This is a genomic window from Corynebacterium kefirresidentii (assembly GCF_016599755.1).
Lineage (GTDB): Bacteria > Actinomycetota > Actinomycetes > Mycobacteriales > Mycobacteriaceae > Corynebacterium > Corynebacterium kefirresidentii.
On record NZ_CP067012.1, the window covers coordinates 1495649 to 1512156 of the forward strand.

The window sequence follows — 16508 nt, forward strand, 5'->3', positions numbered from 1 at the left end:
CCCTACTTCAACATGCCCTTTAGGTAGCCACCGGTATAGGAGCCATCTACTTGCGCAACGTCTTCAGGGGTTCCCTGCGCCACAACGGTACCGCCGCCCGCACCGCCTTCCGGGCCCATATCAACAATCCAGTCCGCTGCCTTGATGACATCAAGGTTATGTTCAATAACAAGCACCGAATTACCCTTGTCCACCAAGCCTTGGATAACCAGCATCAGCTTGCGAATATCCTCAAAGTGCAGTCCAGTAGTCGGCTCATCCAGAATGTAAATCGTCCTACCGTTGGTACGCTTTTGCAGCTCGGAAGCTAGCTTGACGCGCTGCGCCTCGCCGCCGGAAAGCGTAGTAGCAGCTTGGCCAAGGCGTACATAACCCAAGCCGACGTCGACAAGCGTGGCAAGGTAGCGGTGAATGGAGTTGATGGGTTCAAAGAAGTCCGCTGCCTCAGAGATGGGCATGTCTAGAACCTCGGCAATGTTTTTGCCCTTGTAGTGCACCTCCAAGGTTTCGCGGTTATAGCGTGCTCCTTCACACACCTCACACGGCACATAAACATCTGGAAGGAAATTCATCTCGATTTTGATGGTGCCATCGCCCTGGCACGCCTCACAGCGCCCGCCCTTGACATTAAAGGAGAAGCGTCCAGCCTTGTAGCCGCGGACTTTTGCTTCCTGGGTTTCGGCAAAAAGGTTACGGATTTTGTCAAAGACACCCGTGTAGGTCGCCGGGTTAGAACGCGGGGTACGGCCAATCGGACTTTGGTCAACTTGCACCAGCTTATCTAGGTGCTCCACACCTTCGACGCGCTTGGCACGGCCGGGAACCTGGCGGGCGCGGTTAAGTTTATTGGCCAAAGTCTTAGCCAAAATCTCATTGACCACGGTGGATTTACCCGAGCCAGACACACCAGTAATACATACCAGCACTCCCAGCGGGATTTCCACGTTGATACCCTTGAGATTATTCTCCCGAGCACCAACCACCTTTAGGGTGCGGTCCTTATCAATCTCTCGGCGCTGGTCCGGTACGGCGAGCCCCTTCTTGCCGGAAAGGTATTGTCCGGTGAGGGACTCTTCTACCTGTTCGATTCCGGATGGTTCGCCTTGGTAGACCACTTCGCCGCCATATTCGCCCGCACGCGGGCCTACATCGACGAGCCAATCTGATTCACGGATGGTGTCCTCATCATGTTCGACCACAATGAGGGTGTTTCCGATATCGCGCAGCCGCTGCAGGGTTTTGATGAGTCGCTGGTTATCACGCTGGTGCAGACCAATGGATGGCTCATCGAGCACGTACAGAACCCCTGCCAAGCCGGAGCCAATCTGAGTAGCCAGACGGATACGTTGCGCCTCACCGCCGGAAAGCGTGGACGCGCCGCGATCGAGCGTGAGGTAATTCAAACCGACGTCCAGGAGGAAACGCAGGCGGGCTTGAGTCTCCTTAAGCACTGCCCCGGCAATGATTTCCTCACGGTTCCCCAGCACCAGGGAGTCTAGGAACTCAGAGGCGTCTTCAATAGAGAGCGCACAAAGCCCGGCAATGGACTGCTCACCGTGAGTCGTAGAGGCCAAGCGGACGGCCAAGATCTCCGGCTTCAGCCGGGTGCCCTTACAGGTGCTACACGGCACGCGGCGGGTATATTGCAGCAGGCGATCCTTTTGGGATTGAGAATCGGTAGTTTCCAGCTTGCGGTGAATAAACCCGGTAGCGCCTTCAAATGGGGCGGTCCAATTACGCTGGCGCCCGTAACGGTTCTTATATCGAACCTGGACTTCCTCATCGGTGCCATAGATCAGCGCGTGGCGCTGTTCCTCGGTTAATTCACTCACCGGAGTTTTGGGGTCAAACCCCATAGCCTTGCCTAAACCCTCTACTAACTTGACAAAGTAGCGCGAATTGGGGCTGGAGTGCCACGGTTGAATGGCATCTACAGCTGGAGCATCTGGATCCGGAATGAGCAGATCAACATCAACTTCCAATTTGGTACCCAGGCCATCACACACCGGGCAGGAGCCAAACGGAGCATTGAAGGAAAAGGCACGGGGCTCGTATTCTTCAATGGTCAACGTGTGGCCATTCGGACAGGCCGCCTTCTCCGAATAGGTATGGGTGAGTTCTTCCCTATCCACGAACTCAATGGTGACTAGACCATCTGCCAAGCGCAGCGCTGTTTCCACCGAATCCGTTAAGCGTTGCTTTTGTGAGGCCTTTACCTGCAGGCGATCAACCACTACCTCAATATTGTGCTTGATCTGCTTCTTCAACTTGGGCGGATCGCTTAGCTGATAGGTCTCCCCGTCCACTCGGACGCGGGAATAGCCCTGAGCGGACAAATCCTGGAAGAGATCAACAAACTCGCCTTTGCGCTTGCGCACCACCGGTGCGAGCACCTGAAACTTCAGTTTCTCTTCCAGCGCCAGCACGGCATCGACGATTTGCTGTGGCGTTTGGCGCTCGATTACGGCATCACACTTTGGGCAGTGTGGCGTTCCGGCACGGGAGAAGAGCAAACGCAGGTAATCATAGATCTCCGTAATCGTGCCCACCGTAGAACGCGGATTATGGTTGGTGGACTTTTGATCGATAGACACTGCGGGTGACAGACCGTCAATAAACTCCACATTAGGCTTGTCCATCTGCCCCAAAAACATGCGGGCATAAGAACTCAAGGATTCTACGTAGCGGCGCTGGCCTTCTGCGAAGATGGTGTCAAAAGCCAGCGAAGATTTACCAGATCCGGAAAGACCAGTAAAAACAACCATTTTATCGCGAGGGATATCGATATCCACGCCCTTGAGGTTGTGCTCGCGGGCACCGCGCACCACCAAACGATCAGCCACTGTGCTCAGACCTCCAGTACTAGGGATTGCAATCTTCCCTCGAATGTACCCGTAGGCTGGGACACATGACTAACGAGCTTCAGTTACATCAGATTTCTGTGTCCGAGATGGACAATAACTGCTACCTTTTGCAGGCGGGCGAAGAAGGCTTGCTTGTCGACGCCGCCGATGACGCCCCCGCACTCCTCGACATGGCCCAGAAGGCCGGCGTTAAAATCACCGCGGTACTAACCACCCACCGCCACTGGGACCACGTACGCGCACTCAAAGAGGTTCTCTCTGAGACCGGCGCTATCCACTACGCGTCCTTCCTTGATTCTCCGGCTATCCCAGCCGAGGTAGACGTTGAGCTCCGCGAAGGCGACTCCATCAAGTTCGCGGGCCTCGACCTCCCCATCATCATCTTGCGCGGCCACACCCCAGGCGGCGCCGCACTAGTTACAAACATCGATGGCGTAATTAATCTTTTCGTGGGCGATTCACTCTTCCCGGGCGGCTTGGGCAAGACCACCTCTGAAGGTGACTTCGTACGCCTGTATAAGGACGTCACCGCGCGCATCTTTGATGAGTTCCCGGACAATACGATCGTGCGCCCCGGTCACGGCAAGTCCACTACCTTGGGCGAGGAGCGCCCCAAGCTGGAAGACTGGTGGGAGCGCCGCTGGTGATCCAGTGGCCAATTTCCGCGTACAATGGTCTAGCACACGATAGGTCTAAAACAACGAGCTAAGGAGCTTTAAGGACTATGATTCGCAAGCTTGCCCGCCCCATGCTGGCATCTGTATTTGTATGGGAAGGCGTAGACAACCTGCGCAACGCGTCCGAGCATGTAAAGGAAACCGAAGGTTTCCTCAAGAGCGTGCGCAAGGCCGTTCCTTCTGAGTACCAGGGCTATATTCCCAATGACCCGGAACTGGTTACCCGCGCTATTGGCGGCGCTAAGGTAGGCGCCGGCTCCACCTTGGCTCTGGGCAAGGCACCGCGCACCTCCGCTGCGGTTCTGGCCGCCGCAACTCTGCCCAACTTGATTGCTAAGAACAACTTCTGGGCTGCAGATAACAAGGAAGACAAGGAAACTCGCCGCAACGGCTTCCTTACCAATACCGCTTTGCTCGGCGCCTTGTTTATCGCTACCCAGGACACCGAGGGCAAGCCTTCCCTTCGTTGGCGCGCACAAAAGGCTGGTCAGCGCACGAACAAGAAAATTCAGCAGGCGCTGCCTACCAAGTCTGAGTCCGAGCAGAAGCGCGAAGAGCTCTCCGCCCGTGCCAACGAGGTTTCCACCAAGGCCGGCGACTGGATCAACGAAACCTCTGCAAAGGCACAGGCTTATGTAGATGACAACAAGGATGACTGGCAGTCCACCGGCCGCGGGTTGCTCGATACCGCAAAGTCTTACGTTGACGATGCCAAGACTTATGTTGAAGACAATAAGGACGATTGGCAGGAGTCTGGCCGCGATTTGCTGGGCAACGCAAAGTCCTTCATTGAGGACTCTGTCGATAATGCCAAGACCTATGTTGAAGATAACAAGCGTGACTGGCTTGAGGCCGCACAAGCCAATCGCGACACCGCCCGTACCGGTGCTGTAAAGGCCGCTACCAAGGCTCAGGCACGTGCAGATAAGGCCGTCGCCAAGCTGGATGGTGCGAAGTCCAAGCGCGCAAGCAAGAAGGCTTCCAAGCATGCTGAGAAGCTGCAAAAAGAGGCAAATAAGAAGATTGAGGCAGCAATCAAGAAGCTGGAAAAGCGCTCTAAGTAGCCACAACTTCTGCGGCCGAATAACTCGGCAGTGACACACGGCCCAGCCTTATGCTGGGCCGTTGTTCTTTGTCATGGCAGGGTCTAAACTCATCTCTCCCCTTGCCGGACAGCGTGCCCGGCCCATCCCCATCAACGTCCAATTACCAAGGAGTCACGTGAACTCAGCATCCAATAGGCACGCGGCGGCTGCAGGTTCCTCGGAGCGCACAGCCATCGCTACTGAGCAAGATTATGTGGACGGACTATTTTCGCGCCTCGACGATGAGGTGGCGGCAGCCAATAAAAGGCTTAATGAGGTACAGGCGGATGTAGATCCCTCCACGCCGGACGCGGACGCCTTGGTGCGCCGAGAAACCGAATACCACGGGCTGCAGGCGAAACTTGATCGTCTCAATGTGGCCCAAATGGGCCTGGTCTTTGGCCGCATTGATATCGACGCCCCCGGCGATAATCCCACCCCCGAAGGCCTAGACCGCCGCTACATCGGCCGCATGGGACTAGATGCACGCGAAGATGACTATCGCACACTGCTTTTAGACTGGCGTGCCCCCATGGCGCGGCCTTTCTATCTCGCTACCACGGCCCAGCCGGAAGGCGTCCACACCCGTCGCCAAATTCGCACCAAGGGACGCACCGTCACCGGAATACACGATGAGGTACTTTCCGGCCCCGGTGTGCGAGAAGAAGAAGCAGGCGTCGCGAGCGAATCGGCGCTCTATCACGCCATGCAACGGGCACGTACCGGCCACATGGCGTCAATCGTGGAGACCATCCAGCGAGAGCAAGACGAGATTATCCGCGATAACACCCGCGGCGTCATGGTAGTAGAAGGCGGCCCAGGTACGGGTAAGACCGCTGTTGCTCTGCACCGTGTGGCTTACCTGCTCTATACCCACCGCGAACTACTTTCTGCCACGGGTGTCCTCATCGTGGGCCCTAATAGCAGCTTTTTGGACTATATTTCACGGGTGCTGCCAGAACTGGGCGAGACTGGCGTGGTGCTATCAACCATCGGCGGGCTCTTCCCCGGAATCGAACCAGAACACGAGGAAGACCTCGTCGCTCGCGAAATCAAAGGTAGTGCCGCCATGGTGGAGATTCTCTCCACCGCGGTCAAGGACTATCAGCTTCTTCCTGCCGCCCCATGCGAGCTGGCAATTGATGGCCTCAGCTTAAGCGTTACGCCCGGCATGGTGAAAAGAGCCCGCACTCGGGCCCGGCGCTCGCGAAAGCCACACAATGAGGCTCGCGGTGCCTTTATTGAGCACCTCGTAGAAGACCTTGCATTGCAGATGGCTGAAAAGGTCGGGGCGGATCCGCTCGGCGGGAAGAACCTCCTTTCGCGCGCCGATATCGATCAATTCCACGATGACCTTGCAGAAGATACGGCCGTTACTGCATTGATCGATGAGTTCTGGCCCGAGCTCCACCCCACCGACGTGCTTGCTGGCCTATTCTCCTCACCTGAGCGCATTGCCTCTGCTGCCCGCGGGTACGACGATGAAACTCAAGAGGCGCTCTACCGAGAACAAGGGCGAGCATGGACAGATTCGGATGCCGCCCTCCTAGATGAGCTAGCCGTCCTCATCGGCCTGCCCAACCCTGAGGAAAAGAAGGCAGCCGATGATGCTGCGTGGCGCGAACAAGTGGCAGAAGCAGAAGACGCCCTAGATATCTTGTCTTCTTCCGAGTCCACAGATAATGACGATGACATGTTTGAAGCGGAAATTCTTTCTGCCCATGATGTCATCGACGCCGAGACCTTGGCACACCGTCAGGAGGTACGCGATAAGCGCACCACTGCCCAACGCGCCCGCGAAGACCATACGTGGGCGTATGGTCATATCATCGTGGACGAAGCCCAGGAATTAACTCCCATGGAGTGGCGGATGCTCTTTCGTCGTTGCCCTTCACGGTGGATGACCTTGGTGGGCGATACTTCCCAGACCGGCTCACCGGCGGGTGTTGATGATTGGGGCGAGGCTCTGGAGCCGTTCGTGGCGCAGCGCTTCCGCCACCATTTTCTCACCGTCAACTATCGCACCCCGCAGCCCATCACTGAGCTGGCTAATGGACTATTAGAGATGATTAACCCTGATGCCATCCCGGCTACAGCCATCCGTGATGGCGTGCAGGTGCGCCGACTTGCACAGGGCAGCTACACCCCTGGTGTACACAGGGAGGCAGACGGCAGGCTCACAGCAGTTATTGACGCCGCCACGGCAGAACGCTTTAAAGGCTTAGAGTTTGACCATGTGGTGGTACTCGATCCGCAGAGGATCGTCGATGCCTCCCCGCAGGGTTTGCAGAATCTCTATGTCTGCATCACTCGTGCTACCCAGTCGCTTACCCTCGTCGGTGACTGCGGCGAAGTTCTTTAGGCTCCCGTAAGCTTTAGGCCATGGCCTTATCTGACATTGCGCGCAAAACTGAAAGCTCGCTGAACACCTTTACTTTGAAGCGTTCTCTACGGCGGGGATGGAAGCCCCAGATTGTGGGCTATACCGGGTATGGCACCACCGAGCAAGTAAGGGTTGTTGGCCGCGTACTCATGCACGATCCTGATGAAGGCAAAAAGGATTCCTGGGGTGAACGCGGCTACCAGCAGTTTCTTACTATTCAGGTGGGAAACCACGACATTTCAGTGACTATTGGTGAAAAGACCGTCGCGGGCACAACCAATAGCAACGGGTACGTTGACATCCTCGTTCACGAACATGGGTTAGAACCTGGTTGGCATACGGCAACGATCGAGGCCGCCAACGCGCAAGCCGTGGAAGTCCAGGTGCTCATCGTGGATCCGAGCGCCAAGATTGGCATCATCAGCGATATTGATGACACGGTTTTAGTTACGTGGCTGCCACGTGCGTTGACAGCGGCGTGGAACTCTTGGGCTAAGCGCCCCAGCAAGCGACAGGCCGTTGCTGGAATGGCCGAGTTCTATGCTCAGCTGCAACAGCGATTCCCAAAGGCCCCAGTGTTCTATCTTTCTACGGGAGCATGGAATACTTTTGGCTCGCTGAAAAAATTCCTGTCCCATCATAATTTCCCCGCAGGCCCCATGCTGCTCACGGACTGGGGCCCAACTGAGACGGGCCTTTTCCGCAGCGGACAAGAACATAAGCGGGTTCAGCTACGCAATCTACTCATTGCTTACCCGGACATGCAATGGATCCTGATCGGCGATGACGGACAGCACGATCCATTGACTTACGGCGATGTGGCTAACGAGCACCCGGACCGGATTCACTCCGTGATCATCCGCAATCTAAGCCCGCAGGAGCAGCTGCTCTCGCATGGCTCCCTGAGCCCCCTGGCAGATGCCAATGAAGAGGGCCATTTCACAATCCCACTGATTCAGGGCGCAAACGGCAGTGCCCTTGCCGCAGCCTTCAACGCCGCGCACCCCACGGAGTAAGCAGCGCTTAACGACGAAACCCGCCTTGGCCTCTTTAACAAGACCAAGGCGGGTTCAATCACCACATTTAGCTGACAGTGTGAACGATCATCACGTCGCAGTCCGACTGGCGAGCAACGTCTGCAGGTACGGAGCCCAGCAGGCGGCCGGTCAGGGAGTTGATGCCGCGGTTACCCACGATGAGCAGGTCAGCATCGTTGTCATTGACGATGGACATCAGGGCCTGCACCGGAGTACCAGGGCGAACAGCGGTTTCGACCTTAGAAGCACCGAACTTCTCGGCGTGAGCCTTGGCGTCCTTCAGGTTAGCCTCGGCCTTCTCATCGCCCAAAATGGTAACGGAATCCTGGCGCAGGGTCTTGGAAGCCTGCTCCTGGTTCTCGTAGTAAGCACAACCGATGATCAGATTGGAATCGAATGCGGCGGCAATCTTTGCTGCTCGCTCTACAGCGAGGAGGGAAGACTTAGAACCGTCAGTACCGACAACGATCGAGTTGTAGTCGCTCATGATGACCTTTCTTTGTGGGAATGTACCCGGTGTGTTTATTTAGCCTACAGGGGCATTACTGCCAGTGTAACAACGAGAAACGATTAACGTTCCTCGGTGGTATTAACTACGACGACGTCTACCGTTGACTTGTGGGTTAGTTCCGTTGGCACAGAACCGAAGACTCGACCACGGACGGAATTCACGCCGCGGTTGCCCACAACGAACAGGTCCACATCATAGTCCTGGCCTACTTCTAACAAGGCTTTTACTGGGTCTCCAGATTTTCCTACGATTTCAATGTGCTCCGCACCTTCCGATTCGGCGATACGGGTGGCATTGGTCAAATAGGTCCCAGCCATGTCCTCACTTACAACGGGCAGACCGGCTTCGTCGCCCCTCGGAGCGCCAAGCATGGATCCAGCGTGGTTATAAAAGGCTGAGATAATAATCAGCTTGGCGTCGTACGCCCGTGCCATGGACGCCGCTGCGCGAACCGCGCGCAGGGAGGTTTCAGAGCCATCGGTGCCGACGGCAATGTTTTTATAGGTAAGCATCATTCTCCTTGCAGTTGAACCATTTCACAGTGACAACTAAACGGCGCTTCTGGCACCTATTCAGTATAACTAGCGCAGCCGTTTAGAGAAGCACCCGCAGAATCAATCAGCACACTTTTAGGGGGAGAAAACTAAATCCCCGCTTCTTTCAAGCCGCGCAACTCCTTCTTCAAATCGGCAATCTCATCGCGTAGGCGGCCGGCCAGCTCGAATTTGAGCTCACGCGCGGCTGCACCCATTTGGGCCGAGAGGTCGTCGATAAGCGCCTGCACCTCATCGGTAGCCATACTAGAAATATCCCGCTTTTCCACCATGGCGGAAGGATCGGAATTAGCCTCCTCGTCTCCGCCGTCTTCATAGACCTGGTCAAGGATATCCGCGATCTTTTTACGCAACGGCTGCGGATCAATGCCATGTTCCCGGTTATAGGCAATCTGCTTCTCACGGCGCCGTTCCGTCTCCTCAATTGCCTCTTGCATAGAGTCGGTGATTTTATCGGCATACATGATGACCTCGCCAGACACGTTACGGGCAGCACGGCCAATGGTCTGAATGAGCGAAGTTGTAGAGCGCAGGAAGCCTTCTTTGTCCGCATCCAAAATGGCAACGAGCGAGACCTCAGGAAGGTCAAGGCCCTCGCGCAGAAGGTTAATGCCCACGAGAACATCGAATTCTCCCAAGCGCAATTGCCGCAATAATTCGACGCGCTGCAAGGTATCGATATCCGAGTGCAGGTAGCGCACCTTTATCCCCTGCTCCAACAGATAGTCAGTAAGGTCCTCTGCCATACGCTTAGTCAGCGTGGTCACCAACACACGCTCTTGCTTCGATATGCGAGTGCGCACCTCATCAATGAGGTCATCAATCTGCCCTTTGGTGGGCTTGACAGTAACCTTCGGATCCACCAGACCAGTCGGGCGAATTACCTGCTCTACGTATTCGCCATCCGAGGACGTAAGCTCGAAATCGCCTGGGGTGGCGGACATGTATACGGTTTGTCCGACCCGCTGTTCAAACTCATCAAAGGTCAACGGGCGGTTATCCACTGCGGACGGCAAACGGAAACCGAATTCGACCAAGTTGCGCTTGCGCGACATATCGCCCTCGAACATGCCGCCAATCTGTGGAACTGTAACGTGTGACTCATCGATGATGGTGAGAAAATCCTCTGGGAAGTAATCGAGTAGCGTAGCCGGCGCTGAGCCAGCCGGACGACCATCGACGTGACGGGAGTAGTTCTCGATACCGGAGCAGAAACCTACCTGCTCGATCATCTCCAGATCGTATTCGGTGCGCATGCGCAGACGTTGCGCTTCAAGCAGCTTGCCGCGGTTTTCTAGATCCTCCAAGCGCTCAGCCAATTCCTCTTTAATCGCTGCCACGGCCTTTTCCATGCGTTCGGGCCCGGCCACGTAGTGCGTGGCCGGGAAGATGCGAACCTCATCTACTTCCTCTATGACATCGCCAGTCACGGGGTGAATGTAATACAGGGAATCGATATCGTCGCCGAAGAATTCAATGCGCACCGCACGTTCCTCGTAGGCCGGAATGATATCTACCGTATCGCCCTTGGCGCGGAAGGTGCCGCGGGTAAACCCCACGTCATTGCGTTCATATTGGATATCCACCAGCAGTCGCAGGAACCGATCGCGGTCCAGCTCCTCATCAACAGAAATGATTACCGAGCGATCCAGGTAAGACTGTGGAGTGCCCAAGCCATAAATGCAGGACACGGAAGAGACTACAACCACGTCCCTGCGAGACAATAGTGCCGACGTAGCCGAGTGGCGCAGGCGCTCTACGTCCTCATTGATGGAGGAATCCTTTTCAATATAGGTATCGGTCTGCGCAATATATGCTTCTGGCTGGTAGTAGTCGTAATAAGAAACGAAGTACTCTACTGCGTTATGCGGCAAGAGCTGGCGCAGCTCGTTCGCTAGCTGCGCAGCCAGGGTTTTATTGGGCGCCATCACCAACGTGGGCCGCTGCTGCTTTTCGATGAGCCACGCGGCGGTGGCAGATTTACCGGTACCGGTAGCACCCATCAGCACAACATCGCGCTCATCACGGTTGAGTCTGTCATTGAGCTCTGCGATGGCGGAGGGCTGGTCACCAGCCGGTTCATATTCAGAAACGACCTGAAACTCGCCCGGGGTGCGCTCGACCTCGCTGACAACGCGGTGCTCGGAATTTGGAATAAGGGGATGTTCAGCAGCAAAAGCCATACCCACTACTCTACTGTTTAGGTGGCGCGCCTAGCTACGTTCAGGGCAAGGAGTTCTGCGCGGTGCGAAGCCATTCTTCCAACTCGCCAGTGGTCTCCCACAGCGCATAAACGGAAGACGTCTCGGGCCGCATCGCACTATTGATGCGGCGGCGCAGCCAAGCCTTTGACTGCGGCGTGTACAGGGGCGCGAGATCCTCGCGCTCGATGCCTTCCGGCAGTGCATCAGCCTTTAATTTCAACAAGGCGCCGAGTGCAATCATAGTTTCTGCGTCATCCGAGTCGATAGGCTCTGTGGAACATGATTGCTGAAAGCTTTTGAGATCGAAGGAACCATCCCGCAAGCTCGCGAGTAGTTCTCGCGCCGCGTGATTATCAAAAGGCCCAGTATCCCACGTTCCCACGGCGGGTAGCTTAAGCTGCCCAGGTTAACAAGACTTCGAAATGGCGTAAACTTTAGCTACCCAATGGTTAAACCTTCGGTGACTCCGCTTCAATGCGGTCCAGGACCTCAGTCGTTCGCACACGTAGCTGGTCAAGCGTGCCGTTATTATCAATGACGTGCGTGGCCGCGGCAAGCCGCACCTCATCCGGTACCTGTGCCGCAATGCGACGGCGCGCATCTTCCTCTTCTATCCCTCGAAAAGCCACCAGCCGACGAACGCGCTCTTCAGGATCCACATCGACCACAATGACGTAGTCCATGTCTTTGTCCAGGCCATTATCCACCAACAGCGGCATATCATAAACGGCGAAGTCACAGCCATCTCCACGCGCCGTCGCAAATTGCCGCTGTGTCTCCTCTTGGATGCGTGGATGGGTAATAGAGTTCAGCAACTCAGTGTGCTCTTTGTCCGCAAAGGCCCGGCGTGCCAATTCCTTGCGGTTAAGGCTGCCATCCGACAGCAGGATTTCCTCTCCGAAAGCTGCGGCCAACTCGGATAAAGCAGGCTTCCCAGGCTTCACAACGTCGCGTGCAATGCCATCGGCGTCGACCACTCGCCACCCGCGTTCACGGCACAAGGATGCAACTGTTGACTTACCGCTGCCAATGCCACCTGTAAGGCCAATGAGTTTCATGGTCGCCACCCTACGCGAAAAGGAGCCCCACCATACGCGATGGTGGGGCTCTTCATTGCAATTCAGGAGAAAGCGTCTCTTTTACTCTGCGTCCTCCGCCTTTGGAGAAATGTGCAGCAACACATCGCTCGAGGAAACCTGGCCAGGCTCGCCGGTGACAGTTCCAAACTTGGTGGCGTTAGTAACTACCACAGGGGTAATCAGGTTATAGCCTTTGGAGCGGATAAATTCCGGGTCAAAGGAAATCAATTTATCGCCTGCGGAAACGCGTTGCTTCTTTTCCACATGGACTTCAAAACCTTCGCCTCCCAGCTCCACGGTGTCGAGACCTACGTGAATGAGTAGCTGTACGCCGTTGTCCAAGCTCAGTCCTACCGCATGGCCAGACTTTTGAACGGTGAGCACCTTGCCGTCGGCAGGCGCAAAGACCGCATTGCCCGCCGGCTGGACCGCCATACCCGGGCCCAGCTTTGCCGCGGCGAAAATGGGATCCGGAACTTCCGATAGAGCGACCGCCTCGCCCTCGAGGGGAGATTCCAGCGCAATAGAATCTTTCCCAGCCTGCTTAGTGGCCACGCCGGCAGCAGCAGCGCCTGCGGAGCTGGCGGGAACGGCGCCGCCCTCGATCGCGGAGTCTGTACCATTGCCCTTAAGGAACTTCATCTCTGCGCGAGCAGCTGCATCGTCAACAGTCTCGCCTTGTTCGCGCGCAATGCGCTCCAAGTCAGCTTGCTTTTCTTCTGCCGTGCGGTAGCCGAAGAACAAGGTGAGCAAGAAAGAAGTAAGGAATGCAGTCGTAATACCAAGGACATAGCCCAAATGCGGGGTCATGGCACTGGTGGTCAACGCCGAGGTAAAGACGAAGGCTTCTGCACGGACGTCGAAAAGACCGATGATTGCGCCACCCAAGGCACAACCTGGCAGCAACCGATAGTAGCTGCGGCGGAAGCGCAACAAGATGCCGTACAGGGAAGGTTCCGACACGCCACCTAGGATGCCCGCTGCAAACGCACCGATGGAAACCTGGCGCATAGCATTGTTCTTCTCCTTGAAGGAGATGACCATGACCGCGCCGACGACGCCGAAGCAGGCGAAGTTCCATGCGCCCATCGGTCCTTGAATGAAGTCGTAGCCGTAGGTGGCGATGTTCTGGATCATGATGACGTTCAGCGGCCAGTGCAAGCCCATGGGAACGAGGAACGGGTAAAGCAGCGGAACAACTATAGCCAAGATGAATGGAGAGAAATCATTGATTTGATAAAGGACCCAGGAAATGCCGTTGCCCACGCCAATGCCGAACGGGCCAAGGAGGAAGGCCGTTGCCGGAATCATAATTAGCAGGGAGAAAAATGGTACGAAAACCATTTGTACCGCACTTGGGATAATCTTCTTCAGTCCCTTTTCCACCCAGTACAGGCCGATTGCAGCCAGAATCGGGGGAAATACCTGGGAGCCATAGGAGTTAATAACCAACGGCAGGCCAAAGACATTAGCGGTATCTCCTGCTTCGCCCAGGGACAAAAACTCCGGGGTAAGAAGTGCCGCTGGGATAGCGGCGGAGACCCACATGTTCGCACCCAGCTTCTGAGCCGCGGTCGCACCCACCATTACCGGGAGGAAGTAAAAGACCGACTGGAACATGGCGTGAGCCAAACGGAAGCCTTCCGGCTGCTCATCCAGCGGCGCACGGAAGTCCTGAATACCAAAGGTGTCCGCCAAGATCAGCAGCATGATGATGAGCGAGGCGCCCAACAGTGCCCAGAGAACTGGGCGGAAGGTATCAGAAAGAAACTCGAAGCAGTAATCTACCCAGTCGTACTTGCCACGAACGCCGTCGTACTCCTTCTTGGAGGACGCCGTTTTCTCACCGGAAGCGTGTACACCGGGCTGCTTGATGATTTCGTTGTAGTAGTCAGCAACGCCGCCACCCATGACTACTTGGTAGCCGTGGGCGCCTTGTGGCACGGTGCCTAGCACCGCTGGGTCGCTGTCGAGCTTTCCTTTATCAACTTTCCCCGCATCAGCAAGTTGGAAACGCAAGCGCGTCGCACAGTGCGTCAGCGACGTAATATTGTCAGCGCCGCCGATACTTTCAACGATGTGGGCGGAAGTGTCCTTGGTAGATGCCACTTCTTACTCCTCAGTTCAAATACCACTTATAACCAGTGCAGCACTGGCTATAACGTCATAGTTGAGTATAAGAGGATTCCCACATGAACAAAAGCCCGTTTTGTGGGCTTGCCAGGAGATTTTTGCCTCCCCCTTCTTAACTGCGCTGGTCAGCCACTTAAAAACCTCAAATGGCTCAGCAAACGTTTGCAGGGCCTGTCTCAAAGATCACAAAAGCCGCGCCCACCCCGTCTATATGACGAAGTGAACGCGGCCTTGAAGCTTAGCTCCAAACTCAGCAGGGAACTAAGCGGAAGCTTTAGTTGCCAGCGAGCTTGTCGCGCAGTGCGGCGAGCTGCTCGTCGGAAGCCAGGGAGCCGCCAACCTCTGCCTGAGTCTCGGATGCCGGAGCTGCATCAGAGGAATCAGAGGAGTAGTTGGAGGACTCTGCAGACTCAGCAGCCTCAGCGGCTGCGGCGCGGTTGCGCTCGATCTGAGCAGTGTGCAGGTTGAAGCGACGCTCGGACTCTGCGTAACGTGCCTCCCAAGCCTGACGCTGCTCGTCGAAGCCTTCCTTCCACTCGTTGGTCTCAGGGTCGAAGCCCTCAGGGAAGACATAGTTGCCCTGCTCATCATAGGAGTCAGCCATGCCGTACTTGGACGGATCGAACTCTTCGGTGTAGTCCTCGTCTGCCTGCTTAACAGACAGGGAGATACGACGACGCTCGAGGTCGATGTCGATGACCTTGACCATGACTTCCTGGCCAACGGTGACAACCTGGTCCGGAACCTCAACGTGGCGCTGAGCCAGCTCGGAAATGTGAACCAGACCCTCGATGCCCTCCTCGACGCGAACAAAGGCGCCGAATGGAACGAGCTTGGTGACCTTGCCCGGAACGATCTGGCCCACAGCGTGGGTGCGGGCGAATACGCGCCACGGATCTTCCTGGGTAGCCTTCAGGGACAGGGAAACGCGCTCACGATCCAGATCAACGTCGAGAACCTCAACGGTTACCTCGTCACCAACGGTGACAACCTCAGATGGGTGATCGATGTGCTTCCAGGACAGCTCGGAAACGTGAACCAGGCCGTCGACTCCGCCGAGATCGACGAAGGCACCGAAGTTGACGATGGAAGAAACAACGCCCTTGCGGACCTGACCCTTCTGCAGCTGGTGCAGGAACTCGGAACGAACCTCGGACTGGGTCTGCTCCAGGTATGCACGGCGGGACAGGACAACGTTGTTGCGCTGCTTGTCCAGCTCGATGATCTTTGCTTCCAGCTCCTGGCCGATGTACGGCTCCAGGTCGCGGACGCGACGCATCTCAACCAGAGATGCAGGCAGGAAGCCACGCAGGCCGATGTCCAGAATGAGGCCGCCCTTGACAACCTCGATAACGGTACCGGTGACAGGCTCTTCCTTGGCCTGCAGCTCCTCGATGGCGCCCCAAGCGCGCTCGTACTGCGCACGCTTCTTGGACAGGATCAAGCGACCTTCCTTGTCCTCCTTGGTGAGAACAAGTGCGTCAACCTCATCGCCGACCTCGACAACCTCATCTGGGTTGACGTCGTGCTTGATGGACAGCTCGCGAGAAGGGATAACGCCTTCGGTCTTGTATCCAATGTCCAGCAGTACCTCGTCGTGGTCAACCTTGACGACGGTACCCTCGACAATGTCACCATCGTTGAAGTACTTGATGGTGGCATCTACAGCTGCGAGGAAGTCCTCTGCGGTTCCGATATCGTTGATCGCAACCTGCGGGGTGTTAGAAGATGGCATATTAAGAAATGCTCCGAATAAATGTAGGAAATCGAAATTGGACAACTGCGCGTCTCTCGAAAAAAGCTTGCTAAGCTGCCCAAAGCAGCAAAAGAAAAGTATTCGATCCCGCCTCGTGATTGCTTAAAGCCTTCCTACAACGGCTTAGAACAACCCGTGGCATAGACACGCCCGTTCAACCCTACATCTGTCCAGCTTAAAGGGCAAATACAAGACGCAACTTTTTCTCCAAGGAGTTCTTCCCCC

Annotated in this window: 12 protein-coding genes; 4 read left to right on the plus strand and 8 right to left on the minus strand. The window is 56.0% G+C overall.

What is annotated here, in order from left to right:
• Window positions 1-2 precede the first annotated feature (2 nt).
• Window positions 3-2843, minus strand: coding sequence for an excinuclease ABC subunit UvrA (gene uvrA, locus I6I12_RS07220; protein WP_200287569.1), 2841 nt, complete (start codon window positions 2841-2843; stop codon window positions 3-5).
• A gap of 65 nt (window positions 2844-2908) precedes the next feature.
• Here uvrA and I6I12_RS07225 point away from each other — a divergent pair, with 65 nt between their 5' ends.
• The 4 genes from I6I12_RS07225 (at window position 2909) to I6I12_RS07240 (ending at window position 8025) form a co-directional block, all read left to right on the plus strand.
• Window positions 2909-3511, plus strand: coding sequence for an MBL fold metallo-hydrolase (locus I6I12_RS07225; RefSeq protein ID WP_200287571.1), 603 nt, complete (start codon window positions 2909-2911; stop codon window positions 3509-3511).
• Between the two features lie 77 nt (window positions 3512-3588).
• On the plus strand, window positions 3589-4605 hold the full coding sequence (locus I6I12_RS07230) for a DoxX family protein (RefSeq protein WP_200287573.1): 1017 nt from the start codon (window positions 3589-3591) through the stop codon (window positions 4603-4605).
• Between the two features lie 157 nt (window positions 4606-4762).
• Entirely contained in the window at window positions 4763-6988 is a 2226-nt protein-coding gene (locus I6I12_RS07235; protein ID WP_200287575.1) for a HelD family protein, read from the plus strand.
• Between the two features lie 20 nt (window positions 6989-7008).
• Window positions 7009-8025, plus strand: a complete 1017-nt coding sequence (locus I6I12_RS07240; RefSeq protein ID WP_023021648.1) for an App1 family protein phosphatidate phosphatase — start codon at window positions 7009-7011, stop codon at window positions 8023-8025.
• A gap of 67 nt (window positions 8026-8092) precedes the next feature.
• Here I6I12_RS07240 and I6I12_RS07245 read toward each other — a convergent pair whose 3' ends face one another.
• From I6I12_RS07245 to rpsA, 7 genes are all read right to left on the minus strand, one after another.
• Window positions 8093-8533, minus strand: coding sequence for a universal stress protein (locus I6I12_RS07245; RefSeq protein WP_005323273.1), 441 nt, complete (start codon window positions 8531-8533; stop codon window positions 8093-8095).
• 83 nt (window positions 8534-8616) lie between these two features.
• Entirely contained in the window at window positions 8617-9069 is a 453-nt protein-coding gene (locus I6I12_RS07250; RefSeq protein ID WP_023021649.1) for a universal stress protein, read from the minus strand.
• Window positions 9070-9200: 131 nt separating this feature from the next.
• Window positions 9201-11294, minus strand: a complete 2094-nt coding sequence (gene uvrB / locus I6I12_RS07255) for an excinuclease ABC subunit UvrB (protein ID WP_200287577.1) — start codon at window positions 11292-11294, stop codon at window positions 9201-9203.
• 40 nt (window positions 11295-11334) lie between these two features.
• Complete coding sequence (locus I6I12_RS07260; RefSeq protein WP_051138343.1) at window positions 11335-11697, minus strand: DUF4259 domain-containing protein; 363 nt, start codon at window positions 11695-11697, stop codon at window positions 11335-11337.
• A 67-nt stretch (window positions 11698-11764) separates the two neighbouring features.
• Entirely contained in the window at window positions 11765-12373 is a 609-nt protein-coding gene (gene coaE / locus I6I12_RS07265; protein WP_200287579.1) for a dephospho-CoA kinase, read from the minus strand.
• An 81-nt stretch (window positions 12374-12454) separates the two neighbouring features.
• Window positions 12455-14503, minus strand: coding sequence for a glucose PTS transporter subunit IIA (locus I6I12_RS07270; RefSeq protein ID WP_200287581.1), 2049 nt, complete (start codon window positions 14501-14503; stop codon window positions 12455-12457).
• Between the two features lie 298 nt (window positions 14504-14801).
• Window positions 14802-16262, minus strand: coding sequence for a 30S ribosomal protein S1 (gene rpsA, locus I6I12_RS07275; protein ID WP_023021654.1), 1461 nt, complete (start codon window positions 16260-16262; stop codon window positions 14802-14804).
• Window positions 16263-16508: the final 246 nt, after the last annotated feature.

Bases quoted from the DNA above. Each gene is read 5' to 3' on its own strand.
- rpsA (WP_023021654.1), bottom strand. From the start codon at position 16,262: ATGCCATCTTCTAACACCCCGCAGGTTGCGATCAACGATATCGGAACC.
- I6I12_RS07230 (WP_200287573.1), top strand. From the start codon at position 3,589: ATGATTCGCAAGCTTGCCCGCCCCATGCTGGCATCTGTATTTGTATGG.
- coaE (WP_200287579.1), bottom strand. From the start codon at position 12,373: ATGAAACTCATTGGCCTTACAGGTGGCATTGGCAGCGGTAAGTCAACA.
- uvrB (WP_200287577.1), bottom strand. From the start codon at position 11,294: ATGGCTTTTGCTGCTGAACATCCCCTTATTCCAAATTCCGAGCACCGC.
- I6I12_RS07240 (WP_023021648.1), top strand. From the start codon at position 7,009: ATGGCCTTATCTGACATTGCGCGCAAAACTGAAAGCTCGCTGAACACC.
- I6I12_RS07225 (WP_200287571.1), top strand. From the start codon at position 2,909: ATGACTAACGAGCTTCAGTTACATCAGATTTCTGTGTCCGAGATGGAC.
- I6I12_RS07250 (WP_023021649.1), bottom strand. From the start codon at position 9,069: ATGCTTACCTATAAAAACATTGCCGTCGGCACCGATGGCTCTGAAACC.
- I6I12_RS07245 (WP_005323273.1), bottom strand. From the start codon at position 8,533: ATGAGCGACTACAACTCGATCGTTGTCGGTACTGACGGTTCTAAGTCT.